This is a genomic window from Pseudomonas sp. G166 (assembly GCF_037027455.2).
Lineage (GTDB): Bacteria > Pseudomonadota > Gammaproteobacteria > Pseudomonadales > Pseudomonadaceae > Aquipseudomonas.
Genome location: NZ_CP146985.1, coordinates 3835502 through 3859712, shown reverse-complemented (window position 1 = coordinate 3859712; position 24211 = coordinate 3835502). Strand labels below are relative to the sequence as shown.

Here is a 24211-nt window from a genome sequence, read left to right as displayed (position 1 = left end):
TTAGCGGTTCTGAAACCGGTTTCAGGAAACATCAGAATCCGGTCCTTCGTCAAGGGCGTCGCGACGCGAGAGCGACCGACGGTGGTTCACCCCTGGGTGACGTTCCGCCGCTTGGACAAATGCGGCGACCCGAGTGGCGTCTGTGGCGAGGGAGAGTGGTCGTGTCCGGATTTCACAGTTGGCGGATGTAGGTGCCCGTCCCCTTGAGAATGTTCTGCAACGTCAGCTCCACTTCCGCCAGGTCCGCCGCGTCGGTGTCATGGGTGATGTCCAGCACCTCGTCGCCATTGAGCGCATCGGCGTCGGCTGCGGCAATTTCAATCAGCAAGCGAGTAGGGCTAAGCGTGACCTTGACCCCATCGAGCGTCGAAGGCTCGCCATCGAGGGCGATTTCCAGTTCGTCTTCGTCGGGGTAGCGGGTCATCAGGAACATTTCGCCCTGGGTGCTGTGGCAGCAGAGCATGGCCATGTTGTCTTCTTCGTCGTCGCACGGGTTGGCGATCAGTTGGGCGGTGGTCATTTGCATGGTGATGGCTCCTGGCTCGATGAGCCGAAAAAAGTGGATTTTGCCAGCCTGGAAGACTTTGCGCTGGATTACCGCAATCCGGCTGCGATTTCGCGCTGCCAAGGTGTCGTTTGGCCCCTGGGCTGCTAGGGTTGTTCGAGGAACGCGGACCGGTTTAGCTTGCCGATGACCGAATATGTCGCAGCGCTGCAAGCAGGCACATTGTCGCACTCGTTAAGCTGCGCAACGGATGTGCACCTGCAAAGGCCACCCCGAAGTGCTTTTTGCAGGTATCCATGACATGAAATTACATGGAAAAGGATGTGACCTGCGGGTCGCGTCCAGCTTCACCCACCTGTCATCCTGTTTCCTCTGCCCGAGAATCAGGAACGGGATGGCCGACAGCCCCGCAAGGGGTTGCACGCGACGCTTTCATCAATAACAAGCCCAAGCGGAGTACCACAGATGGCGTTCTTCACCGCAGCCAGCAAAGCCGACTTCCAGCATCAACTGCAAGCGGCACTGGCGCAGCACATCAGTGAACAGGCACTGCCACAAGTGGCGCTGTTCGCTGAACAATTCTTCGGCATCATTTCCCTCGATGAACTCACCCAGCGCCGGTTGTCCGACCTCGCCGGCTGCACCCTGTCTGCCTGGCGCCTGCTTGAGCGCTTCGATCACGCGCAACCGCAGGTGCGTGTCTACAACCCCGATTATGAACGCCACGGCTGGCAGTCGACCCACACGGCAGTGGAAGTGTTGCACCACGACCTGCCGTTCCTGGTGGATTCGGTCCGCACCGAACTGAACCGTCGCGGTTACAGCATCCATACCCTGCAAACCACCGTGCTGAGCGTGCGTCGCGGCAGCAAGGGCGAGTTGCTTGAAGTCCTGCCAAAGGGCACCCAGGGCGACGACATCCTGCAAGAGTCGTTGATGTACCTGGAAATCGACCGCTGCGCCAACGCCGCCGAACTCAACGTCCTGAGCAAGGAACTTGAGCAAGTGCTGGGCGAAGTGCGGGTGGCGGTGGCTGATTTCGAGCCGATGAAAGCCAAGGTCCAGGAAATCCTGGCCGGCCTGGACGAAAGTGCCTACGCCATCGATGCCGACGAAAAAAGCGAGATCAAGAGCTTCCTGGAATGGCTGGTGGGTAATCACTTCACCTTCCTGGGCTACGAAGAGTTCGTGGTACGTGATGAAGCCGATGGCGGCCACATCGAGTACAACCCCGATTCGTTCCTCGGCTTGACCAAACTGCTGCGCGCCGGCCTCACCGCCGATGACCTGCGCATCGAAGACTACGCCGTCAATTACCTGCGCGAACCGACCCTGCTGTCGTTCGCCAAGGCCGCGCACCCGAGCCGCGTGCATCGTCCGGCCTACCCGGACTACGTGTCGATCCGTGTGATCGACGCCAACGGCAAGGTCGTCAAGGAATGCCGCTTCATGGGCCTGTACACCTCCTCGGTGTATGGCGAGAGCGTGCGGGTCATCCCTTACATCCGTCGCAAGGTCGAGGAAATCGAACGTCGCTCCGGCTTCCAGGCCAAGGCGCACCTGGGCAAGGAACTGGCCCAGGTGGTCGAAGTGCTGCCCCGTGACGACCTGTTCCAGACCCCGGTGGACGAGCTGTTCAGCACCGTCATGTCCATCGTGCAGATCCAGGAACGCAACAAGATTCGTGTGTTCCTGCGCAAAGACCCGTATGGCCGTTTCTGCTACTGCCTGGCCTACGTGCCGCGGGACATCTATTCCACCGAAGTGCGCCAGAAGATCCAGCAAGTGCTGATGGATCGCCTGAAGGCTTCGGACTGCGAGTTCTGGACCTTCTTCTCCGAATCCGTACTGGCCCGCGTGCAGTTGATCCTGCGGGTGGACCCGAAGAACCGTCTCGACATCGATCCGGTCCTGCTGGAAAAAGAAGTGGTCCAGGCTTGCCGCAGCTGGAAGGACGACTACGCCAATCTGGTGATCGAAAGCTTCGGCGAAGCCCAGGGCACCAACGTGTTGTCGGACTTCCCGAAAGGCTTCCCGGCCGGCTACCGCGAGCGTTTTGCCGCGCACTCGGCCGTGGTCGACATGCAGCACCTGCTGAGCCTGAGCGAAAAAAATCCGCTGGTGATGAGCTTCTACCAGCCGCTGGGCCAGGTATCCGGCCAGCGCGAGCTGCACTGCAAGCTGTATCACGCCGACACGCCGCTGGCGCTGTCCGATGTGCTGCCGATCCTGGAAAACCTCGGTCTGCGTGTACTGGGCGAGTTCCCGTACCGCCTGCGCCACACCAATGGCCGCGAGTTCTGGATTCATGATTTCGCGTTCACCGCCGCCGAAGGCCTGGACCTGGACATCCAGCAGCTCAACGACACCTTGCAGGACGCCTTCGTCCACATCGTGCGTGGCGATGCCGAGAACGATGCGTTCAACCGTTTGGTGCTGACCGCTGGCCTGCCATGGCGCGACGTCGCGCTGCTGCGTGCCTACGCCCGTTACCTGAAACAGATCCGCCTGGGCTTCGACCTGGGTTATATCGCCAGCACCCTGAACAACCACACCGACATCGCTCGCGAGTTGACCCGGTTGTTCAAGACCCGTTTCTACCTGGCGCGCAAACTCAGCGGCGACGACCTGGAAGACAAGCAGCTGCGCCTGGAACAGGCGATCCTCACGGCGCTGGACGACGTCCAGGTGCTCAACGAAGACCGCATCCTGCGTCGCTACCTGGACCTGATCAAGGCCACCCTGCGGACCAACTTCTACCAGACCGATGCCCACGGCCAGAACAAGTCCTACTTCAGCTTCAAGTTCAACCCGCACCTGATCCCGGAACTGCCCAAGCCGGTGCCCAAGTTCGAGATCTTCGTCTATTCGCCACGGGTTGAAGGCGTGCACCTGCGCTTTGGCAACGTCGCTCGCGGCGGCCTGCGCTGGTCCGACCGTGAAGAAGACTACCGCACTGAAGTGCTCGGCCTGGTGAAGGCGCAGCAAGTGAAGAACTCGGTGATCGTGCCGGTGGGCGCCAAGGGCGGTTTCCTGCCCCGTCGCCTGCCGTTGGGCGGCAGCCGGGACGAGATCGCGGCCGAGGGCATCGCCTGCTATCGCATCTTCATTTCGGGCCTGTTGGACATCACCGACAACCTCAAGGACGGCGCGCTGGTACCGCCGGCCAACGTCGTGCGTCATGACGACGATGACCCGTACCTGGTCGTGGCGGCGGACAAGGGCACCGCAACCTTCTCCGACATCGCCAACGGCATCGCCATCGACTACGGCTTCTGGCTGGGCGATGCGTTCGCCTCCGGCGGCTCGGCCGGCTACGATCACAAGAAAATGGGTATCACCGCCAAGGGCGCGTGGGTGGGCGTTCAGCGTCACTTCCGCGAGCGCGGCATCAATGTCCAGGAAGACAGCATCAGCGTGGTGGGCGTCGGCGACATGGCCGGCGACGTGTTCGGCAACGGCTTGTTGATGTCCGACAAACTGCAACTGGTCGCGGCCTTCAACCACTTGCACATCTTCATCGACCCGAACCCGGAGCCTGCCAGCAGCTTTGCCGAGCGCAAGCGTCTGTTCGACCTGCCGCGTTCGGCCTGGACCGACTACGACACCAGCATCATGTCCGAAGGCGGCGGTATCTTCTCGCGCAGCGCCAAGAGCATTGCCATCTCGCCGCAGATGAAAGAGCGCTTCGACATCAAGGCTGACAAACTGACCCCGACCGAGCTGCTCAACGCCTTGCTCAAGGCGCCGGTGGACCTGTTGTGGAACGGCGGTATCGGCACCTACGTCAAGGCCAGCACCGAAAGCCACGCCGATGTCGGCGACAAGGCCAACGATGCGCTGCGGGTGAACGGCAACGAACTGCGCTGCAAGGTGGTGGGCGAGGGCGGCAACCTGGGCATGACCCAACTGGGTCGTGTCGAGTTCGGCCTCAATGGCGGCGGTTCCAACACCGACTTCATCGACAACGCCGGTGGTGTGGACTGCTCCGACCACGAAGTGAACATCAAGATCCTGCTCAACGAAGTGGTGCAGGCCGGTGACATGACCGAGAAGCAACGCAACCAGTTGCTTGGCAGCATGACCGACGAAGTCGGTGGCCTGGTGTTGGGCAACAACTACAAGCAGACCCAGGCCCTGTCCCTGGCGGCCCGTCGCGCTTTTGTGCGGATCGCCGAATACAAGCGCCTGATGAACGACCTGGAAGCCCGGGGCAAGCTGGACCGTGCCATCGAGTTCCTGCCGACCGAAGAACAGCTGACCGAGCGTGTCGCGGCAGGCCACGGCCTGACCCGTGCCGAACTGTCGGTGCTGATCTCCTACAGCAAGATCGACCTCAAGGAAGCGCTGCTCAACTCCCAGGTACCGGACGACGATTACCTGACCCGTGACATGGAGACCGCGTTCCCGCCGACGCTGGTGAGCAAGTTCTCCGAGGCCATGCGTCGCCACCGTCTGAAACGCGAGATCGTCAGCACCCAGATCGCCAACGACCTGGTCAACCACATGGGCATCACCTTCGTTCAACGGCTCAAGGAGTCTACCGGCATGAGCCCGGCGAACGTGGCGGGTGCTTATGTGATCGTGCGGGACATCTTCCATCTCCCGCACTGGTTCCGCCAGATCGAAGCCCTGGACCACCAGGTTTCCGCTGATGTGCAACTGGAGCTGATGGATGAGCTGATGCGCCTGGGTCGCCGTGCGACTCGCTGGTTCCTGCGCAGCCGCCGCAACGAGCAGAACGCTGCCCGTGACGTCGCTCACTTCGGTCCGCACCTGGCGGCGTTGGGCCTCAAGCTCGACGAATTGCTGGAAGGTCCGACCCGCGAAGGCTGGCAAACCCGCTACCAGGCCTATGTCGCCGCCGGCGTGCCAGAGCTGCTGGCGCGCATGGTTGCAGGCACCACGCACCTGTACACCTTGCTGCCGATCATCGAGGCGTCCGACGTCACCGGGCAGAACGCCGCCGATGTGGCCAAGGCTTACTTCGCCGTGGGCAGCGCCCTGGACATTACCTGGTACCTGCAACAGATCAGTGCCCTGCCAGTGGAAAACAACTGGCAGGCCCTGGCCCGCGAAGCGTTCCGCGATGATGTCGACTGGCAGCAACGGGCGATCACCATCTCGGTCCTGCAGCAGGGCGACGGTAGCCAGGAGGTGGAAACCCGCTTGGCGCTGTGGCTGGAGCAGCATCACAGCATGGTCGAGCGCTGGCGCGCGATGCTGGTGGACATCCGTGCCGCCAGCGGCACCGACTACGCCATGTACGCGGTCGCCAACCGCGAATTGCTGGACCTGGCGATGAGTGGTCAACCGGTCGTTGCGGCCAACTGATCCTGCGTTGAATGAAAAAGCCCCGCATCGAGAGATGCGGGGCTTTTTTTTGGGAGTTTTGTACAAGATCCCCTGTGGGAGCGAGCTTGCTCGCGATAGCGGTGGGTCAGTGACATTGAACTTGACTGATACACCGCCATCGCGAGCAAGCTCGCTCCCACAGGTCCGCCATTGCCATGGTCAGTTTTTCAATGGAATCAACACCGCCTCATCCTCACCCATCACCATGAACACCAACAACTTCGCCGGTTCGGTCGCGCTGGCATTCTTCGAAACCAGATGCTCGGACCCCGCGGCTTCGTACCAGAATTCCCCGGCCTTGTAGGTAATCGCGGGCTCGCCCTTGACCTGGGAGGTGATGGCGCCTTCGAGCACATAGGCCATGGCCGTGCCCTCATGTTTGTGGGCGATGGACGACTGGCCCGGGGCATAGTCGACGGTCAGCATCATGGCTTTTTTACCCGGCAGGTTCTTCAGCATTTGCTCCTGCAACACCGTGACCTTTTCCGAAGGTGCCGCTTCGTGGGCGTAGGTCTGGGTCATGGGCAGCAGGCAGAAGGCGGCGATCAGATAGAGGGCTTTCATGGCAAGGTGACCTTCGTGAGTTTGGAGTGAGTCCGCATGGTCGCGGCGATGGATTCACCCTAAGCCCGACGGTGGGGCAAACAAACGTCCAATCTTTCGGAAGGTGGGTAGACCAATTGCAGGGCCGATGACGCAACTGGCTGGTTTGTGATGTTGTGGCGAGGGAGCTTGCTCCCGCTGGGTGGCGAAGCCGCCCCAAGACATAGGCGGTGCGCCCCATCAGCCTCATCGTGTTGACCGTCTTGCATCTGCTGCGCAGCCGAGCGGGAGCAAGCTCCCTCGCCACAGAATGAAGTGCTTGGCTCAGTGGCCCAGACAGGAATAGACCGCGGGCTCAGACGATCGGGAAACTATTGAAATCCACGCTGCGAGCCAGGCGGTTATCGATCAGGCCGATAAAACCCTGCACTTCGGGGCAATTGAAGTGGGCTTGCATCGCCGCTTCCGATTGCCAGCGGGCGCTGACGTTCCAGCGGTCGCCATCCTCCGGGCAACGGTCGACCATGTACGCATCGCACCCCGGCTGCGCACGCAGGGTTTCGACGATTTGCTGCAACTGCCGGCCGAGTTCTTCCGAGCGACCGGCGGCGGCTTGCACCTGTACGGTATTGATCACTTGGCGAGACATTGTTCAGGCTCCTGAATCAAGTCGGACGAGGTTTCTCGATAATCCATGACACCCGTGCAGGATAGGCCTGTCGGGACGAGGCTCAAACAGCCAATGGGCGGATAAATGCCCAGTCCAATCCCTCAGGCCACTTGTTGCAGGATGTCCCGCAAGCGATCGAGGGCGATGTCGATATCGAGGGTTTCGATGGCGCCAAAACCGAAGAACAGACCCGGTCGCACCGGGGCCTCGTTGAAAAAACCAGCGAGGCTGTAGAGCCCGACTTCGGCCTTTTTCGCCAGGTCGATCACCAGGGCCAGATCGATCGGCACCTTGCACAGGACCGCCATGTGGAAGCCTGCGGTGGTGGGCACGGCCTCGAACCAGGGCGACAAGTCCCCGGCCATGCGTGCCAGGAGCCGCTCACGCCGGCCAGCATAGAGCGTGTGGCAGCGACGGATGTGCTTGAGCAGGCAGCCCTCGGCGATGAACTTGGCCAATGCCCATTGGGGCAGGGTGGAGGTGTGCTGGTCGGTCAGGCGCTTGGCCAGGATCACCGCCTCGAGAATCGCTGGCGGCAAGATAGCGTAGCCGAGGCGCAGCTCTGGCAGCAGGGTCTTGGAAAAGGTCCCGACGTACGCGACGATCCCGCGCTCGTCCATGCTCTGCAGTGAATCGGCGGGGCGGCCTTCGTAGCGGAATTCGCTGTCGTAGTCGTCTTCGATGATGATCGCCCCCAGCTCATAGGCCCGCGCCAGCAAGGCTTCGCGGCGGGCTTGGCTCATGGGCATGCCCAGGGGGAACTGGTGGGAGGGCGTCACATAAATCAGCCGCGTGCCGTCGGGGATCAGCTCCACGCGCATGCCCTGATCGTCCACCGGCACCCCGGCCACCGTGGCGCCGTGGGAGCCAAACAACAGACGCGCCGGCGGATATCCCGGATCTTCCATGGCCACCAGGCTGCCTGGCCGGGTCAACACCCGCGAGATCAGGTCCAGGGCCTGTTGTGCGCCGTTGCACACCACCACATCGTCATCCTGACAATTGACTCCGCGGGAAAACGCGATGTGTCGGGCAATGGCATTGCGCAGCGCCGGCAAGCCTTCGGGCTGGCTGTAGAAGCCTTTGGCGCTGGCGATCTGGCGCAGGGCGTGGGCGGTGCAGCGGCGCCAATCGTCGAGGGGGAACTGGCCCTTGCCGGTGGCGCCACCGATGAAGTCGTAACGCAATGCCCCTTCGAGGGTGGGATGGCGCATCAGGTGCGGCATGCTGCGCCAGGCCTCGACGACGTCGGCACCGGCCAGCTCGCGATGGCTTTGTTTGCGCACGATCCTGGCCGGTCGTGCATTGACGTAAGTGCCTTTGCCAATGATCCCGGTGAGGAAGTTTTCGTAGGTCAGTTGGGCGTAGGTGTCGGAAACGGTCTTGCGCGAAACACCCAGTTGTTCGGCGAGCAGGCGGCTGGGCGGCAGTTGCGTGCCGGCGGCCAGGCGACCACTTTCAATAGCGCTGCGTAATTGTTGATACAACTGACCCGCCAGGTCCTTGCGGCCGTTGATGACAACATGAAGTTCCATACCCGCAAGCTCCTGGGCGATTGTTTGGCGGCAGCGTCAAAGGCGCAAGATTACTCGCATTGTGCGACTGCATAGAAGTTGCGTGGGGAAAATCCCGTCCATTGGTATGGGATGGGGTGGCTCTGATTTTTTCGATGAATTGGACCTGCCGCTCACTGACCCCGAGGTCTACCGTAAAGGTCTCGATCGCTACGGAGCCCGCCATGAGCCCGCGTCTGGATTACTACAGTGCGTCCCCCGGGGCGATGAAAGCCATGATCGGCCTGGAAGCCTTGACCAGCCGCCTGAGTATCGAACCGGCGCTGTTGCACCTGATCAAGATCCGTGCCTCGCAACTCAACGGCTGCGCTTTTTGCACCGACATGCATTCGGTCGATGCGCGTCGTCTGGGCGAGACCGAGCGGCGTCTTTACGCCCTGGCGGTATGGCGCGACAGTGGCTTTTTTACCCCCCGAGAACGCGCCGCCCTGGCCTGGACCGAGGCGGTAACGCTGTTGGCTGAAAGCCAGGTGCCGGATGAGGTGTATGCCCAGGCCCGTGCCGAGTTCAGCGAAGAGGAACTGGTGGACCTGACCCTGGCGATCAGCACCATCAACAGCTGGAACCGACTGGCGGTGAGTTTTCGTCAGAGTCCCAGCGCTTGATTGCCAATCCTGAAGGAGACTGTGGCGAGCTGCTTTTGTGGCGTCGTTACTTGGGCAGCGGCGAGGTCCCCGAGGTAGCCGGCGGCCTTTGCGGCTTGACCGAGGTGCCGAAGGTATTGCCCATGCGCACGCCGGTGGCCGCCGGGGTCGCGAGGCCGATGCTGCTCGGCGCGCGTTCGTTGACCGGCACGTTCATGGCGTCCTGGGCGTGTTGCGCCGCAGTCGCGGCCTGTGGGTCGTTGCCCATCTGCCGGCTCAGGCAGTTGTAGTCCGGGGTCTTGTAGCCGCCGACAGTCACCTCGATGCACGCCGGCGCTTCTTCGGCCTGGGCCCAGGGCAGGGCCATGAGCAGTCCGAGGCCTGCCATCATCTTCATCCACTGTTTCATCACCGACCTCCTGGCCCGCCACAGAGGACGGTTCGTTGTCAGGGCATCAGTCTAGTGCGGCCCGCAGGATTTGTATCAGTTGTCATACGACATTCATAAACTCCCCTCAGGATGACGGTTTTCAACGGATACGTCAGTCGTGCAGCAGGGCAGAGCCGGGGGCGGGCGCAGACGTGGATTGACCTGGGCGCCCTTGGGATGGCTGGTAGTGTGGTCGTGTCTGCTGACCGGGCCGGCCCAGGCGGCCGACCTGGTGGACCTGGACATCGCGCCCCAGGAATTGACCACGGCATTGGAGTTGTTCAGCCGTGCGACGGGCATGGCGGTACTGGTCGACCACCAGTTATCGAGCCGGCGCCACACGCTGGGAGTCCAGGGGCGGTTCACACCCTCCCAAGGGTTGAATGTGTTGCTCAGCGGCACCGGGCTTGCTGCGCAGTACGCCCGGGCGGATGCGTTCACGTTGCAGCCGGTGCGGGTCCGTGAGGTACCGCTGCCTCCCGGCGTCACCCCGGGCTTGAGTGACAGTAATTACGCAGCGACGATCCAGGCGGTCATCCAGCGCAACTTATGTCGTTCACCGCTGACCCGCCCAGGCAGTTTTCGGGCGGTGCTGCAAGTGTGGATCGGCCGCGACGGCGTGGTTCAGCATAGCCGCCTGGTCAGTTCCACCGGCGATCTGATGCGTGACAGGACCTTGGTCAACAGTTTGCAAAACCTCAGGATCGACCGCCCGGCGCCCAGTTCGCTACGCCAGCCGGTGACCCTGCTTTTGTTACCCGATTCATCAGGAAAAAGCATGGAATGCACAGCAGGGGAAGGGGTGTCCGGGCGATGAAAGACACAGGTCGCAGCCCGATGGTCAAGTTGTTCCTCACCTCCTACGAGGATTTCAAGGTGCGGCTGCGCCGACGCCTGGGCTCCGAGGAACTGGCCAACGACGTGCTGCATGAAACCTACCTGCGGGTCGATCGCATGGTCGACACGCCGGACATTGCCCAGCCCAACGCCTATTTGTATCGCATGGCCCTGAACATTGCCGCCGATCGTCGGCAAGCCGATGCGCGTCTGCTCACTGGCGACGAAATCGAGGAGTTGCTGCAGGTCTGCGATGAGGCCCTGGATCCGGCCCGGGTGGTGGGCGGGCAGAAGGAGCTGCAGGTCCTGCTCAAGGCTTTGTATGAACTGCCGGCACGGCGCCGCAAGATTTTTATCGCGGCGCGCCTGGAGGAAGCGCCACACCTGGAAATCTCCCAGCGCTTTGGTATTTCCACGCGCATGGTAGAGAAGGAAATCAAGGCCGCACTGGGACATTGCGCCCAGCGCCTGGAAAGAAAAGTCATTCAGCGGTTCGGTCCCGGCGCGGGAAAACCGTCTTGAGAGTAGAGACCAGACTAATTCGTGAGTATGTGTGCGCTTGAACATCTTCAGCATCGCTTCCCCTGACGCCACGCCCCAGGCCCGACTGGACAGCGAGGCCCGAGATTGGCTGATCCTGCTGACCTCGGGACGCGCCACCGTGGCCGATGCCCGGGCCTTGCGCCAATGGTGTGAGCAAAGCCCCGACCATGCGCGAGCCTTCGAACAGGCCAAGGCGCTGTGGCAGGGGCTGCAACCGGCGGCCCAGGCGTTGCAGGCACCGCGACATTTCGGCCGCCGGGCGTTGCTGGGCGGTGCGATTGCGGCGTCAGCCGGTTTCCTGTTGATAAGGGCCACGGTGCCTGGCGGCGTTTCCGGGCTGGGCGCCGATTACATCACTGACGTGGGCGAACAGCGTCGGGTGGAACTGGCCGATGGCATCAGCCTGGAGCTCAACACTCAGACTCGCCTCAGCCGCCGTCCGCTGGCCGACGGTGGGCAAGGGTTGGAATTGTTCAGTGGTGAGATCGAAGTGCAGGGGCGCAGTGCGCAGGCGGTCAGCATTCAGGCTGGCGCAGGCTGGATCAGCGCGGCACGGGCGCGGTTCAATATCCGCTACATCGACCAGAACGTCTGCGCGACCTGCCTGGAAGGCGTCGTGCAAGTGCAAGTGCAAGGTCAGAGTTTTCGCCTGGAACCGGGCATGCAACTGACCTACGACACTGGCCGGGTCGGCACCCCACAGCATGCCGATGTGTCGGCAGCCATTGCCTGGCGCGATCAAGTGCTGGTGTTCAACAACGCGACCCTGGCCAGCGTCATCGATGAAATCAACCGCTACCGCCCCGGCATGTTGTTGCTGCTCAATCGCGAACTGGGTTTGCGCAAGGTCCAGGCACGTTTCCGCCTCGATCAACTGGCGGGCGTGGCGCTGCTGATCCGCGATGCCTACGGCGCCAAATGCACCGAGTTGCCGGGTGGAGTGGTGGTGTTGAGCTGAGTCCGGTGGCGCCTGGGCGGGCCTCATCGCGAGCAGGCTCGCTCCCACATGGGCCTTGGGTGTTCACAAGGTCCGGTGTTACCACACAGCCCCCACATGGGGCTGTGTTGTTTGGCTTACTCCAGTGGCCCCAGCACTTGCCGATACTTCTCGACGCCTTGGGGTGTCTGCCGACTCAGGCTGATTTCGATGCCCAGCGGGTTTTCCTGGCGGTTGCCGCTGAGTTTGCGCCAGCCTTTTTCCTGGTCCCAGAAGCGCAGCCCTGCATCGCTGACTTCACTGAGCACGGCCACTCCAGCGCCAGGCGCTGGCAATGGGTAGCGGCTGCGGGCCGGGCCTTGGGCGCGATAAAGTGTGTCGCCCTTGAGCCACCAGCGAACTCGTTGCAACTCGCCTTCCTGGGCGGCGGCCACGCGGATCACGTCCAGGCGGAAGCCTTGGCCTTCGGTACTGCGCACGGTGAGGGCGGGCGGGGCGTTCGAAGGGGCATCGTCGACCCCGGGTTTTACCGGTTCGCTCAACTCGATGCTGGCGCGCAGGGCGACGTCGCGCTCCAGCTGGTTGAATACCCGCAGCAAGGCCTCGGTCTGTTCGGTGCTGGCCTGCAGATGCGCATCGGCCCGGCTCACGCTGTCGAGCCCGCGCCAGGCGATCAGGCTGACCACTGCCATCAGCAGGATCGCGACCATGACTTCAAGCAAGGTGAAGCCCGTCTGCTGGCGGTTCATTGGATCTGCATCCGGCCGGTGGCATTGCGTTGCACGTTGAGGCTGTTCTGGCCATCCGAAAGGCGGATTCGCAGGGGCTCGCCGATCCATTCGGCATTCAGCACGACCCGCTGCCTGGGCTCCACACGAACCTCCATCGACGGGCTTTGCCAGCGACGCGAATGCAGCTGCGGGTCGTCCTTGAACCGATCCAGCCCAGCCCCATGGTCATTGCGACGAGTGAAGGCAAACCCCTTGGCATCCCAGCGCCAGGTAATCGGCCGGCCGTCGCTGCGGGCTTCGCTCTGGGCCAGTTGCAACAGTTGCGTCAGTCGCTCGGCATCCTGGCGCAGCAATTTCAACGGGTCGGGCTTGATACTCAGGCTCACGGCGGCGCTGGCGATGCCGATGATCACCAGTACCACCATCAATTCGATCAGGGTGAAACCGCGTTGCTTGGCGACGTTCATGCGCGCTCCTTTGCGTCGGATCCATCCTGCACGGTGAAGATGATAAGCATGTGAAATAAAACGGAGAGAATTGACGCGTAAGCTGGGGGCTGGAATCAAAAAAAGGAGATCTTGGCCATGGCGTTCATCGAGCGTGTGTCCCCGGCGCACATCGTGCAGGTACTCGGCGTGTTGGCGGCGTTGGCCGGGGTGGCGACCTGGTCTTCATTGCTGCTGACATCAGCCGAATCCCGCACGCCGGATGTCGCCCCGCAACGCATGGCCGAGCGTTCCGATAACCCGGCGCTGCAATGGTTTTCCAACCATCCGGCACCGGTGCAGATCAAGGTCAGTGGAGTCATGGCCGGCCCCCGTGGTGCCGTGGCAATTCTCAGCCTCAACGACGGGCCGCCGCGCAGTTTCCTGGTGGGTGAGCGGGTGACTCAAGGGGTGCGGCTGGTGTCGATCGAGGCGCAGGCGGTGGTGATCGAGCGCGGGACCGAACAGACCCGACTGGCGCTCGCGCGGTTGCCGGATTCGGTGGTGCTGCCCTCACTGACCCGCTAAATCCCCTTGCCACAGGGGACCGTGTTTGCTGTTATTTCCCCCGGCTGACCAACGTCTCCAATCGCGCCAGCGGCGGCGCGTCGTGGCTGCGATCCGACACGGTCAGTTCAACCCGCAACATCCGGCCATTTTCCGCCGGGCGCAGGTTCTGTTCGCAACGCAGCAGCAACCGCCCCTGATCGCATTCGAAGACGGTCGAGCCTTGGGCAAAGCGTCCTTCCAGACGCAACTGCGCCAGTTGGCTGCGGGCCGCCAACAGGGCGATGGATTTGTCCCGCAACAGGCCGTTGCTCTGGGTCATCACGGCAGCCACGCGCACCGCTGCCGACATGGCCACGGCGATGATCGCCAGGGCCACCAGCACTTCAATCAGGGTGAAGCCGGCTTGTGGAGCAGGGCGTGGCATGGCACGGGCTCGAGGGGCGAAGGCAGCCCTCAAGGCTAGTCCACGTTCATGACCGATTGACGACGTAAGCTCCTGAGCAATTTCAATATCACTGACATATTTTCTTGCAACACTGCGCCTCGAATCGAATCCAGCGAAGGACCGTCGAGATGCAGATCGCCCGTTACAACGCCCGTCCCCAAGGCCCACGCGGGCAGCGGGGTTTCACCCTGATCGAAATCATGGTTGTGGTGGTCATCCTCGGTATTCTGGCGGCGATGGTGGTGCCCAAGGTGCTCGACCGTCCCGACCAGGCGCGGGCCACGGCGGCGAAGCAGGACATTGGCGGCTTGATGCAGGCTTTGAAGCTCTATCGCCTGGACCACGGCAGTTACCCGAGCATGAACCAGGGCCTCAAGGTGCTGGTGGAGAAACCTGCCGACGCGAAAAACAGCACCTGGCGCTCTTACCTGGAACGCTTGCCCAACGATCCATGGGGCCGTCCCTACAACTACCTCAACCCGGGTGCCAATGGCGAAGTCGATATCTTTTCCCTCGGTGCCGACGGCCAGCCTGACGGCGACGGCGTGAATGCCGACATTGGCTCCTGGCAGCTATAAGGGCCGTGATGCGAACGAATTCGCCCACCGCGGCGAAGCAGCGCGGCATGGCGGTCATCAGTGCCTTGCTGATCGCCGCCGTGTTGGCGGTGATCGCCGGCGGCATGCTCACCCGTCAGACCCTGTTCACTCGCAGCCTGGAAGCCGAGCAGCTGCGTATCCAGGGCTCGGCGCGGTTGCAGGGTGGCCTGCAATTGAGTCGCCAGTTGCTCTGGGACGCCCGTCAGCGTGACCCGCTGACGCGCTTCGGCCAGCCGTGGGCCAAACCCATCGTGATGCCGGGTTCAAGCCTGGTCGACACGCCGTTCGAAGGGCAATTGGAAGACGAGCAAGGCAAATTCAACCTGCGCAACCTGGTCGCCAATGAGCGGGTGGACCAGGAACAGGTACGCGCCTTCGAACGACTGTGCGAGCAGCTTGGCGTCGCCGCGACGGTACGTGCGCGCATCGTCGAGCGGGTGATTGCCGCGTACCCGCGCTTGCTGAATCCGGAGCAGGCGGACAAGGCTCCAGCGAGCACTACGTTCGACAGCGGTCGCAGCACCTCGGCGAACGCTTCCGACGCAGCTCTGGCGCCGACACAGCCGATGCTCCGCACGTTGCAAGACCTGCGCAGTGTCAAGGGCGTCACCCCGGCGCTGCTGGAAACACTGGCGCCCTATGTGACGATTCTGCCGACCAATACCTGGCTCAACGGCAATACCGCCAGCGCCCCGGTGCTGGCTGCCTGCGTACCAGGGCTGTCGCTGCAACGGGCCCAGGCGCTGGTACGCGAGCGCGACAGCGGGCACTGGTTCATCAACCGGGGGGATTTCGTCAATCGCCTGCGCATGCCGGAGCTGGAAATGACCTCCGTCAAGGTCGGTATCACCAGCGACTGGTTCCGCCTTCGGGGTCAGGCGCGCAGCGGTCAACGGCGGGTCGAGCTCGATGCGTTGCTGCAGCGCGGCCAGGACCGCTTGCCCCAGGTGATCTGGTCGCGGGTGGGCGTATGACTCGCTTGCGCATAGCGCTGGCGCCGCTGGCCAGCCTCGACCTGGAAAGCCCGCTGGCGTTTGCCTGGCTGGATCGTCAGGGCCAGGTTCGCGAAGAAGGGCGCAGCAGCCTGCGAGTCCTCGGCCAGGGGGCCAAGAACCTCAAAGTGGAATGTTTTCTCCATCCGCGTGACAGCCTGCTGACCTGCCTGGAGCTGCCGTTGTTGCCCGCGGCGAAAATCACCGCGGCGGTGACCTGCGCGGCCCAGGCGCTGATGCTCGGGGCCAGTGAACACATGCAGGTCGCCCATAGCCCGCGCGGTGCCGACGGGCAGGTGCAGATCGCCTGGCTGGACCGCAAGTCGCTCGATGCCCTGGGCCGGTTGCTGCGCCAGGCCGGGCTGAGCCTGCGTGGCTTGTATCCGGCGGCCTATGCCTTGCCGGTGCTGTCCGGGCCGGTGGCCTACATCGAAGACGGGCACTTGCTGGTGCGCCACAGCATGCAGCATGCCGTGGTGCAACCGTTGTTGGACGGGGCATTGGATGAATGGCTGATGGAGACAGGAACCGGGCTGCATTGGCTCGGCGAGTCGCCGCCGCAAGCCTCGATCGAGACCTTGCCCGGCACGCTGCGCTGGACCGGTGCTGCGCCGGGCTGGGGTTTGCACACCGGCCTGATGCACGGCGTAGCCGAGCGCGGCGGTTGGGGGCGGGCGATAGCAATCTGCGTGCTGGCGTTGGCGGTGTGGGTCGTTGGCCTGAATCTCTATGCCGCCCGCGAAGCCGCCCAGGGCCAGCGGCTCAAGGCGCAGATGAGCCAGCGGGTGAAGCAGGCGTTTCCCGAGTTGCCGGTGATTCTCAACCCTTTGCAGCAGGCGCGGCAGCAAATCACCGCGCGCCAGAACGGCACGGCAACGGACCCGGCGCAACGCTTCGTCAGCCTCGTGCAACAGGCGGGTACTGCCATGCCATTCATGGGCGGCAATGTGCAGGAGCTGGTGTTCGAGAATGCTGAATTGCGCCTCAAGGTCGTGGCCGAGGCGCAGAAAACATCCGCTGAAGACGATTGGAAAATCCCCCTGGTCCAGGCCGGCATCGATGTCGCGAGTATCGACCAGGGCTGGAGCCTGCGCGTGGCCCCGATCGGACAGGGCGCCCAGGACAACCCCGACGACGCGCCGGAAGCTGACGATGAATAAGCAATCGCTGGCACTGCTGTGGGGCCGTTGGCAAACCCTGCGTAGCCGTTGCCGGACATCCTGGCAGGGCCTGGCGGTGCGCGAGCAACGTGCCGTGACCTTGGCCGCGCTGGTATTGGGTGGCTGTCTGGTCTGGCTCGCGCTGATCCAGCCCCCGCTCAAGACCATCGCGTACTGGCAGGCTGAAACCCCGAAGCTGCGTTCGCAGACCGCAGCCCTCGAAGTGCTGCTGCGGGATGTCGGCGCAGCCGCGCAAGGCCAGCCACTTGAGGCGGCCTTGCGCCAGACCCTCGATGCCAGCGGCTTGAGCGAGCACTACCAATTGCAACCGTCTGGCGCCGAGGCCGCCAACGGCTGGCAGCTCACCTTCGACGAGGCACCGGCCGATGGCGTCATCGGCTGGCTGTTGAGCAATCCCGGGCATTTTTCCCTGGAAGTGATCGAGGCCCGTTTGCAGCGCACGGCCCCGGCCAGTTCCGACAACCTCGACAACACCGCCGGCACATTGTCCGGAACTGTTCGCATGAATCAGGCGCAAGGCGCTAAGGAAGCTTCATGAAGGGGTCCAGATACCCACGTCACTGGCGCAAGGCCGCGCCGCTGTTGCTGCTGGCCTTGAGCGCGTGCAACAGCACGCCGCCCGCGTCGCAGCCACCCTTGCTGGTGGACAGCGAATTGGGCATTCCGTTGGGCAGCACCCAACGCAGTGGCGACGCGTTGCTGGACCGTCAACGGGCCCAGGCTTTGCGTGAACAGAAACCTGCGGTACGGCATCAGGTCGATCTCACCGCCCGGGCCCGCGCGCCCCGCGCCAGCCCTTTGGCGAGCAACCCGTTGGGCGATCAGCCGGTGAGCCTGAATTTCGTCGAGGCTGATATCCAGGCGGTGGTGCGCGCGTTGTCTCGCTCCACCGGCCAGCAGTTTCTGGTGGACCCTCGGGTCAAGGGCAACCTGACGCTGGTGTCCGAAGGCCCGGTGCCGGCTCATCAGGCCTACGACATGCTGCTGGCTGCGCTGCGCATGCAAGGCTTCAGCGTGGTAGACGTTGGCGGCGTGGCCCAGGTGGTGCCGGAGGCCGACGCCAAGCTGCTGGGCGGGCCGATCTACAGCGCCGACAAACCGGCCGGCAACGGCATGCTGACCCGCACTTTCCGCCTGCAATACGAAAACGCGGTTAACCTGATCCCGGTGCTGCGCCCGATCGTGTCGCCGAACAACCCGATCAATGCCTACCCGGGCAACAACACCATTGTCGTCACCGATTACGCCGAGAACCTGTCGCGGGTGGCGCAGCTCATCGAAGGCATCGACACCCCCAGCGCCATCGACACCGATGTGGTGCCGATCCACAACGGCATCGCCGTGGACATCGCGCAGATGGTTTCCGACTTGCTGGAAACCCAGGGCGGCGACCAGACCCAGAAAATCAACGTGATTGGCGACCCGCGCTCCAATTCCATCATCATCCGCGCCGGCAGCCCCGAGCGCACCGAGCTGGCGCGCAACCTGATCTACAAGCTCGACAACGCCCAGAACAACCCGAGCAACCTGCACGTGGTGTACTTGCGCAATGCCCAGGCAGGCAAGTTGGCCCAGTCCCTGCGCGGTTTGCTCACTGGGGAAAGCGAAGGCGAGGGCAGTGACAACTCCCGTTCGGTGCTCAGCGGCATGGGCGCCAGCACCAGCGGCCAGAGTGGGCAGGGCAGCAGCGGCGATGGCACCAGCACCACCAGCGGCAGTGCTTCGACCACCAGCAGCGGCTACGCCCAAGGCAGCGGCAACGGGCAGACTTCCGCTTCGCCGCAGAACGAGCAGAGCACCGCCTTCAGTGCTGGCGGCATGACCATCCAGGCCGACGCCACCACCAACACCTTGCTGATCTCCGCGCCGGACCCGCTGTACCGTAACCTGCGGGAAGTCATCGACCTTTTGGACCAGCGTCGCGCCCAAGTGGTGATCGAGAGCTTGATCGTCGAGGTCGGCGAGGACGACGCCAGCGAGTTCGGCGTGCAGTGGCAGAGTGGCAACCTGGGGGGCAGCGGCGTGATCGGTGGGGTCAACCTCGGTGGTAGCGGGCTCAACCTCAATGGCAAGACCAGCATCGACGTGCTGCCCCAGGGCCTGAACCTCGGCGTGGTCAACGGCACGGTGGACATTCCCGGCATCGGCAAGATTCTCGACCTCAAGGTCCTGGCCCGGGCGCTGAAGAGCAAGGGCGGCACCAACGTGCTGTCGACGCCGAACCTGCTGACCCTGGACAACGAGGCGGCGAGCATTTTTGTCGGCCAGACCATTCCCTTCGTCAGCGGCAGCTACGTCACCGGCGGCGGTGGCACCAGTAACAACCCGTTCCAGACCGTGACCCGCGAGGAGGTCGGCCTGAAGCTCAATGTTCGGCCACAGATTTCCGAGGGCGGTACGGTCAAGCTCGATATCTATCAAGAGGTCAGCAGCGTCGACAACCGCGCTTCGAGCACCACGGGGATTGTCACCAACAAGCGTGCGATCGATACCAGTATCCTGTTGGACGACGGACAGATCATGGTCCTCGGTGGGTTGCTGCAGGACGGTTACAGCCAGAGCAACGACGCGGTGCCGTGGCTGTCGACCATCCCGGGTGTCGGTGCGCTGTTTCGCAACGAGCGGCGGCAGATCACCAAGACCAACCTGATGGTGTTCCTGCGGCCCTACATCATTCGCGACACGGCGGCGGGACGCGGCATCACCCTCAACCGCTACGACTTCATGCGCCGCGCCCAAGGCCTGCTGCAACCGGATCGCAGCTGGGCCATGCCGGACATGCAGGCCCCGCAACTGCCGGCCTCGGCCCGGGCTATCCCGGGGGCTGCGCCGGTCAGCTTGCAAACGCCCAGGGCGGCGATCAAGGCAGTGCCGATCGAAGGAGGCGCTCGCTGATGAACACTCATCCTGTGGGAGCGAGCTTGCTCGCGATGACGGCAGCCCAGTCAACATTCATGCAAACTGACACGCCGCTATCGCGAGCAAGCTCGCTCCCACAGGGGACATGTGTGTTTCTTGGGTCTGAGGTGTCAGCGTGAACACCCTCCCATACGCCTGGGCCAAGGCCCAACGCCTGGTGCTGCGCCAGTGCGACGAAGGCGCGGTGTTGATGGTGTGTCCCTCCACGCCGGGCTGGTCCATCAGTGAAGTGCGTCGCCAGTTTGGCGAGGTACGCCTGGAGCGGGTGCGTGACGAGGAACTCGACGGGTTGCTCAACACGGCCTACGCCGACACCGGCAGCGCCGCCGCCGTGGTGGGTGCGGCGGAAAACGAGGTGGACCTCGACCGGCTGATGCAGGACATACCCGAAATTACCGACCTGCTGGACACCCAGGACGGCGCGCCGGTAATCCGCATGATCAACGCCTTGCTGACCCAGGCCGCACGGGACGAAGCCAGCGACATTCACATCGAGCCCTACGAAAGCCATTCGGTGGTGCGCTATCGGGTCGACGGCACCCTGCGCGACGTGGTTTCGCCACGCAAGGCCCTGCACGGCGCGCTGGTGTCGCGGATCAAGATCATGGCCCAACTCGACATCGCCGAAAAACGCCTGCCCCAGGACGGGCGCATCGCCTTGCGCGTGGCCGGGCGACCGATCGATATCCGTGTCTCGACGGTGCCCACCGGCCATGGCGAACGGGTGGTGATGCGGTTGCTGGACAAGCAAGCCGGACGCCTGCAACTGGAAACGTTGGGGATGGATCCGGACGTGCTGGGCAAGCTCGATCGCCTGATCCGCCAGCCCCACGGCATCGTGCTGGTCACCGGCCCCACCGGCAGCGGCAAGACCACCAGCCTCTATGCCGCCCTGGCGCGGCTGGACGCCAGCGTGCACAACATCCTCACCGTGGAGGACCCGGTGGAATACGACCTGCCGGGCATCAGCCAGATCCAGGTCAATGCCAAGATCGACATGACCTTCGCCCTGGCCTTGCGGGCGATCCTGCGCCAGGACCCGGACATCATCATGATCGGTGAAATCCGCGATCTGGAGACCGCACAAATCGCCGTGCAGGCCTCCCTCACCGGTCACCTGGTGCTGGCGACGTTGCACACTAACGACGCGGTGTCGGCTATCAACCGCCTGATCGACATGGGCGTCGAGCCGTTCCTGCTGGCCTCATCGATGCTCGGCGTGCTTGCCCAGCGCCTGGTGCGCAGGCTCTGCCCGCAGTGCAAACAAGCCGATCCGGCAGCCCCCGGTACCTGGCGCCCGGTGGGCTGCCCGACCTGCAACCAGACCGGCTACAGCGGCCGCACCGGTATTCATGAATTGTTCTGCATCGACGATGACATCCGCACGCTTATCCACCAAGGGGCAGGGGAGCAGGCCCTGCGTGCGGCCGCCCGCCAGGCTGGCATGTTCAGCATGCGCGAGGATGGTGAACGTTGGGTTCGCAGCGGCGCCACCGCCCCTGAAGAAATCTTGCGCGTGACACGGGACGCCTGATGAATCGCTACCGTTTCGAGGCCGCTGACGCCACCGGAAAAATCGAGGTCGGGCACCTGGAAGCCGACAGCCAGAGTGCCGCCTTCAACCTGCTGCGCAGCCGCGGGCTGACCGCGTTGCAGGTGCAGGTCGAACGCAATACAACGCAAGCCAACGGCGGTGGCTTGTTCAGCGCCAAACTCTCGGACAACGACCTGGCCTGGGCCACCCGGCAACTGGCGAGCTTGCTGGGAGCGAGCCTGCCGTTGGAGGCGGCGTTGAGCGCCACGGTGGAACAGGCCGAGCGCAAGCACATCGCTCAGACCCTCAGCGCAGTGCGTGCCGACGTGCGCGGCGGCATGCGCCTGGCCGAAGCCCTGGCCGCGCGGCCACGGGACTTTCCGGAAATCTACCGGGCGTTGATTGCCGCTGGTGAAGAGTCTGGCGACCTGGCCCAGGTCATGGAACGGCTGGCGGATTACATCGAAGAGCGCAACAACCTGCGGGGCAAGATCCTTACCGCGTTTATCTATCCGGGTGTAGTGGGGCTGGTGTCGATCGCTATTGTGATTTTCCTTCTCAGCTATGTGGTGCCACAGGTGGTCAGCGCATTCTCCCAGGCCCGCCAGGACCTGCCCGGGCTGACCGTGGCGATGCTCACCGCCAGTGATTTCATTCGTGCCTGGGGGTGGTTGTGTTTTGGCGTGCTGGCCGGTGGGTTCTGGAGTTGGCGGATGTACTTGCGCAACCCGGCAGCGCGGTTGAACTGGCACGCGCGGGTGTTGCGCCTGCCGCTGATCGGGCGTTTTGTACTGGGCCTCAATACCGCGCGTTTTGCCTCGACCCTGGCGATTCTCGGTGGCGCCGGGGTGCCATTGCTGCGGGCGCTGGAGGCGGCGCGCCAGACCCTGTCCAACGACCGCTTGAGCCTGAGTGTCAGCGACGCCACGGCCAAGGTCCGCGAAGGGGTCAACCTGGCGGCGGCGCTGCGGGTGGAGAAAGTTTTCCCGCCGGTGCTGATCCACCTGATCGCCAGCGGCGAAAAAACCGGCTGCCTGCCACCGATGCTCGAACGCGCCGCGCAGACCCTGTCCCGCGACATCGAACGTCGGGCCATGGGCATGACCGCGCTCCTGGAGCCGCTGATGATTGTGGTCATGGGCGGTGTGGTGTTGGTCATCGTCATGGCCGTGCTGTTGCCGATCATCGAGATCAACCAGTTGGTGCAGTAGGCGAAAAGCAACTGGGTGGTCAGCACGCACCCTGGGGCGAGGGGGATAAATCCCCACGTCCCAAAAGCGCTGATCGGCCCAAAATTTTTTCAATGCCGCAGCAGCTCCCGACCCTTGCCAGCACCAAACTCGGGTTCCTCGTTCTGTCATCTTTCTTTGCCCGACAACCACCCGCCGCCATCCCCACGCCCACCCTGCGCAACAGCGCCGCCAGACCCAGCCGAAACCCCGGTCCAGAGCCCTCGAACACCCGAGGAAAAAAGCCAGAAAACAGCCCTCAGCTCCCGAGGTTTTTTCCTTTATCTGTCACCGGAAACTGCGAATTTCTAACCCATGGCCTCACCCCACCGCCATCGGCACAGGACCGAGCGCCATGACGGCAAGCACGCGTCACCCAACCTACGTACGAACACGATGAAAGGAGATTCTTCATGTTTAAGCGCAACGTTCTCGCGGTATCCCTGACCCTCGCCGGCCTCTGCGCCGCTCAGGCCGCCATGGCTGATGTCAATGGCGGTGGTGCTACCTTGCCTCAGCCGCTGTACCAGACTTCCGGCGTACTGACTGCCGGTTTCGCCCCTTACATCGGCGTGGGCAGCGGTGCTGGCAAGGCTGCTTTCCTGAACAACGACTACACCAAGTTCGTGGCTGGTGACACCAGCAAGAACGTGCACTGGGCTGGCAGCGATTCCAAGCTCAGCGCCACTGAGCTGAGCAATTACGTCACCGCTCACGGCGCTGCCTGGGGCCCACTGATCCAGGTGCCTTCGGTTGCCACTTCGGTTGCCATTCCTTTCAACAAGACTGGTACTGCCAACGTTGACCTGAGTGTCAACCAGTTGTGTGGTGTGTTCTCCGGCCGCTTGACCGACTGGAGCCAGATCACTGGTTCGGGCCGTACTGGCGCGATCACCGTGGTTTACCGTGCAGAAAGCAGCGGTACCACCGAGCTGTTCACCCGCTTCCTGAATGCCAAGTGCGCTGAAACCGGCACCTTCGCTGTCACCACCACCTTCGCCTCCAGCTACAGCGGTGGCCTGCCAGCCGGCGCCGTTTCCGCCTCCGGCAGTGCGAACGTGATGACTGCACTGAACGCAGCCCAAGGTCGTATCACCTACATGAGCCCGGATTACGCCGCTACTACGCTGGCTGGTCTGGACGACGCCACTAAGGTCGCTCGTGTTGGCGGTCTTTCCCCAGCGCCTGCCAACGTGTCGGCAGCTATCAATGCCGTTACGGTTCCTGCTGCTACCGACCGGTCAAAACCGAACGCTTGGGTTCCTGTTTTCACTTCTCAAAAAGTGATTGATGAAACCATCCCGGCTGACCCTAGCTTGCGCCTCTACCCAACCAGCGGCTATCCGATCCTGGGCTTCACCAACGTGATTTTCAGCCAGTGCTACGCCAACGCCGCCCAGAGCACTCAGGTACGTGATTTCTTCACCCGTCACTACGGCGCAGTCGCTGCCAACAACAACGATGCCGCTATCACCGCCAACCGCTTTGTGCCGCTGCCAACGGCCTGGAAAAACGCCATTCGTGGCAGCTTCCTGACCACTACCAGCGCTCAAAGCATCGGCAATACCAACGTCTGCAACGGCATCGGTCGTCCGCTGTAACCCCACG

Annotated in this window: 22 protein-coding genes; 14 read left to right on the top strand and 8 right to left on the bottom strand. The window is 63.2% G+C overall.

The genetic code is table 11. The features are described 5' to 3' along the window. Window positions 1-172: 172 nt before the first annotated feature. Window positions 173-526: a hypothetical protein gene (locus tag SGN16_RS16635; protein WP_335945758.1), complete on the bottom strand. Its 354-nt coding sequence runs from the start codon at window positions 524-526 to the stop codon at window positions 173-175. Between the two features lie 444 nt (window positions 527-970). On the opposite strand from SGN16_RS16635, the gene SGN16_RS16630 reads away from it, so the two are divergent. Then, window positions 971-5839, top strand: a complete 4869-nt coding sequence (locus SGN16_RS16630) for an NAD-glutamate dehydrogenase (RefSeq protein WP_210639111.1) — start codon at window positions 971-973, stop codon at window positions 5837-5839. A 180-nt stretch (window positions 5840-6019) separates the two neighbouring features. Here the strand turns inward: SGN16_RS16630 and SGN16_RS16625 are convergent, their stop codons facing one another. From SGN16_RS16625 to SGN16_RS16615, 3 genes are all read right to left on the bottom strand, one after another. Further along, window positions 6020-6424 carry a cupin domain-containing protein gene (locus SGN16_RS16625; protein WP_210639110.1) on the bottom strand — a complete coding sequence of 135 codons (405 nt, stop codon included), beginning with the start codon at window positions 6422-6424 and terminating at the stop codon, window positions 6020-6022. 334 nt (window positions 6425-6758) lie between these two features. Further along, window positions 6759-7052, bottom strand: a complete 294-nt coding sequence (locus SGN16_RS16620; protein ID WP_210639109.1) for an antibiotic biosynthesis monooxygenase family protein — start codon at window positions 7050-7052, stop codon at window positions 6759-6761. 122 nt (window positions 7053-7174) lie between these two features. After that, window positions 7175-8608: a PLP-dependent aminotransferase family protein gene (locus SGN16_RS16615; RefSeq protein ID WP_335945757.1), complete on the bottom strand. Its 1434-nt coding sequence runs from the start codon at window positions 8606-8608 to the stop codon at window positions 7175-7177. 203 nt (window positions 8609-8811) lie between these two features. Between SGN16_RS16615 and SGN16_RS16610 the strand changes: the two genes are divergently transcribed. Then, complete coding sequence (locus SGN16_RS16610; protein ID WP_335945756.1) at window positions 8812-9252, top strand: carboxymuconolactone decarboxylase family protein; 441 nt, start codon at window positions 8812-8814, stop codon at window positions 9250-9252. A 46-nt stretch (window positions 9253-9298) separates the two neighbouring features. Here SGN16_RS16610 and SGN16_RS16605 read toward each other — a convergent pair whose 3' ends face one another. Then, window positions 9299-9640, bottom strand: a complete 342-nt coding sequence (locus SGN16_RS16605; protein ID WP_335945755.1) for a hypothetical protein — start codon at window positions 9638-9640, stop codon at window positions 9299-9301. A 202-nt stretch (window positions 9641-9842) separates the two neighbouring features. On the opposite strand from SGN16_RS16605, the gene SGN16_RS16600 reads away from it, so the two are divergent. The 3 genes from SGN16_RS16600 to SGN16_RS16590 are packed head-to-tail and all read left to right on the top strand — an operon-like array spanning window position 9843 to window position 11999. Next, window positions 9843-10478, top strand: a complete 636-nt coding sequence (locus SGN16_RS16600) for a secretin and TonB N-terminal domain-containing protein (protein ID WP_246883152.1) — start codon at window positions 9843-9845, stop codon at window positions 10476-10478. After that, entirely contained in the window at window positions 10475-11020 is a 546-nt protein-coding gene (locus SGN16_RS16595; RefSeq protein ID WP_210639105.1) for a sigma-70 family RNA polymerase sigma factor, read from the top strand. The genes SGN16_RS16600 and SGN16_RS16595 overlap by 4 nt, the downstream gene beginning before the upstream one ends. Before the next feature lie 37 nt (window positions 11021-11057). Next, complete coding sequence (locus SGN16_RS16590; protein ID WP_335945793.1) at window positions 11058-11999, top strand: FecR domain-containing protein; 942 nt, start codon at window positions 11058-11060, stop codon at window positions 11997-11999. A 116-nt stretch (window positions 12000-12115) separates the two neighbouring features. Here SGN16_RS16590 and SGN16_RS16585 read toward each other — a convergent pair whose 3' ends face one another. Further along, window positions 12116-12727 (bottom strand): type II secretion system protein GspJ, encoded by a 612-nt coding sequence (locus SGN16_RS16585; protein WP_335945754.1) that lies wholly within the window; start codon window positions 12725-12727, stop codon window positions 12116-12118. Then, window positions 12724-13176 (bottom strand): type II secretion system minor pseudopilin GspH, encoded by a 453-nt coding sequence (gene gspH / locus SGN16_RS16580; RefSeq protein ID WP_210639103.1) that lies wholly within the window; start codon window positions 13174-13176, stop codon window positions 12724-12726. The genes SGN16_RS16585 and gspH overlap by 4 nt, the downstream gene beginning before the upstream one ends. A 117-nt stretch (window positions 13177-13293) precedes the next feature. Here gspH and SGN16_RS16575 point away from each other — a divergent pair, with 117 nt between their 5' ends. Further along, window positions 13294-13722 carry a type II secretion system protein N gene (locus SGN16_RS16575; protein ID WP_335945753.1) on the top strand — a complete coding sequence of 143 codons (429 nt, stop codon included), beginning with the start codon at window positions 13294-13296 and terminating at the stop codon, window positions 13720-13722. Between the two features lie 31 nt (window positions 13723-13753). On the opposite strand, the gene gspI is transcribed toward SGN16_RS16575, so the two are convergent. Then, window positions 13754-14128 carry a type II secretion system minor pseudopilin GspI gene (gspI, locus tag SGN16_RS16570; RefSeq protein WP_210639101.1) on the bottom strand — a complete coding sequence of 125 codons (375 nt, stop codon included), beginning with the start codon at window positions 14126-14128 and terminating at the stop codon, window positions 13754-13756. A gap of 149 nt (window positions 14129-14277) precedes the next feature. Between gspI and gspG the strand changes: the two genes are divergently transcribed. The 8 genes from gspG (at window position 14278) to SGN16_RS16530 (ending at window position 24204) form a co-directional block, all read left to right on the top strand. Further along, complete coding sequence (gene gspG, locus SGN16_RS16565; protein WP_018614378.1) at window positions 14278-14727, top strand: type II secretion system major pseudopilin GspG; 450 nt, start codon at window positions 14278-14280, stop codon at window positions 14725-14727. Window positions 14728-14735: 8 nt separating this feature from the next. Continuing rightward, window positions 14736-15722: a type II secretion system minor pseudopilin GspK gene (gspK, locus tag SGN16_RS16560; protein WP_335945752.1), complete on the top strand. Its 987-nt coding sequence runs from the start codon at window positions 14736-14738 to the stop codon at window positions 15720-15722. Then, window positions 15719-16900, top strand: a complete 1182-nt coding sequence (gene gspL, locus SGN16_RS16555) for a type II secretion system protein GspL (protein ID WP_335945751.1) — start codon at window positions 15719-15721, stop codon at window positions 16898-16900. Before gspK ends, gspL begins: the two co-directional genes overlap by 4 nt. After that, complete coding sequence (gene gspM / locus SGN16_RS16550; RefSeq protein WP_210639099.1) at window positions 16893-17459, top strand: type II secretion system protein GspM; 567 nt, start codon at window positions 16893-16895, stop codon at window positions 17457-17459. Before gspL ends, gspM begins: the two co-directional genes overlap by 8 nt. Further along, window positions 17456-19816: a type II secretion system secretin GspD gene (gspD, locus tag SGN16_RS16545; protein ID WP_335945750.1), complete on the top strand. Its 2361-nt coding sequence runs from the start codon at window positions 17456-17458 to the stop codon at window positions 19814-19816. The genes gspM and gspD overlap by 4 nt, the downstream gene beginning before the upstream one ends. A gap of 139 nt (window positions 19817-19955) precedes the next feature. Then, complete coding sequence (gspE, locus tag SGN16_RS16540; protein WP_210639097.1) at window positions 19956-21374, top strand: type II secretion system ATPase GspE; 1419 nt, start codon at window positions 19956-19958, stop codon at window positions 21372-21374. Further along, window positions 21374-22585 carry a type II secretion system inner membrane protein GspF gene (gspF, locus tag SGN16_RS16535; protein ID WP_335945749.1) on the top strand — a complete coding sequence of 404 codons (1212 nt, stop codon included), beginning with the start codon at window positions 21374-21376 and terminating at the stop codon, window positions 22583-22585. The genes gspE and gspF overlap by 1 nt, the downstream gene beginning before the upstream one ends. A 431-nt stretch (window positions 22586-23016) precedes the next feature. After that, entirely contained in the window at window positions 23017-24204 is a 1188-nt protein-coding gene (locus tag SGN16_RS16530; protein WP_210639095.1) for a substrate-binding domain-containing protein, read from the top strand. The last annotated feature ends 7 nt before the right edge of the window (window positions 24205-24211 follow it).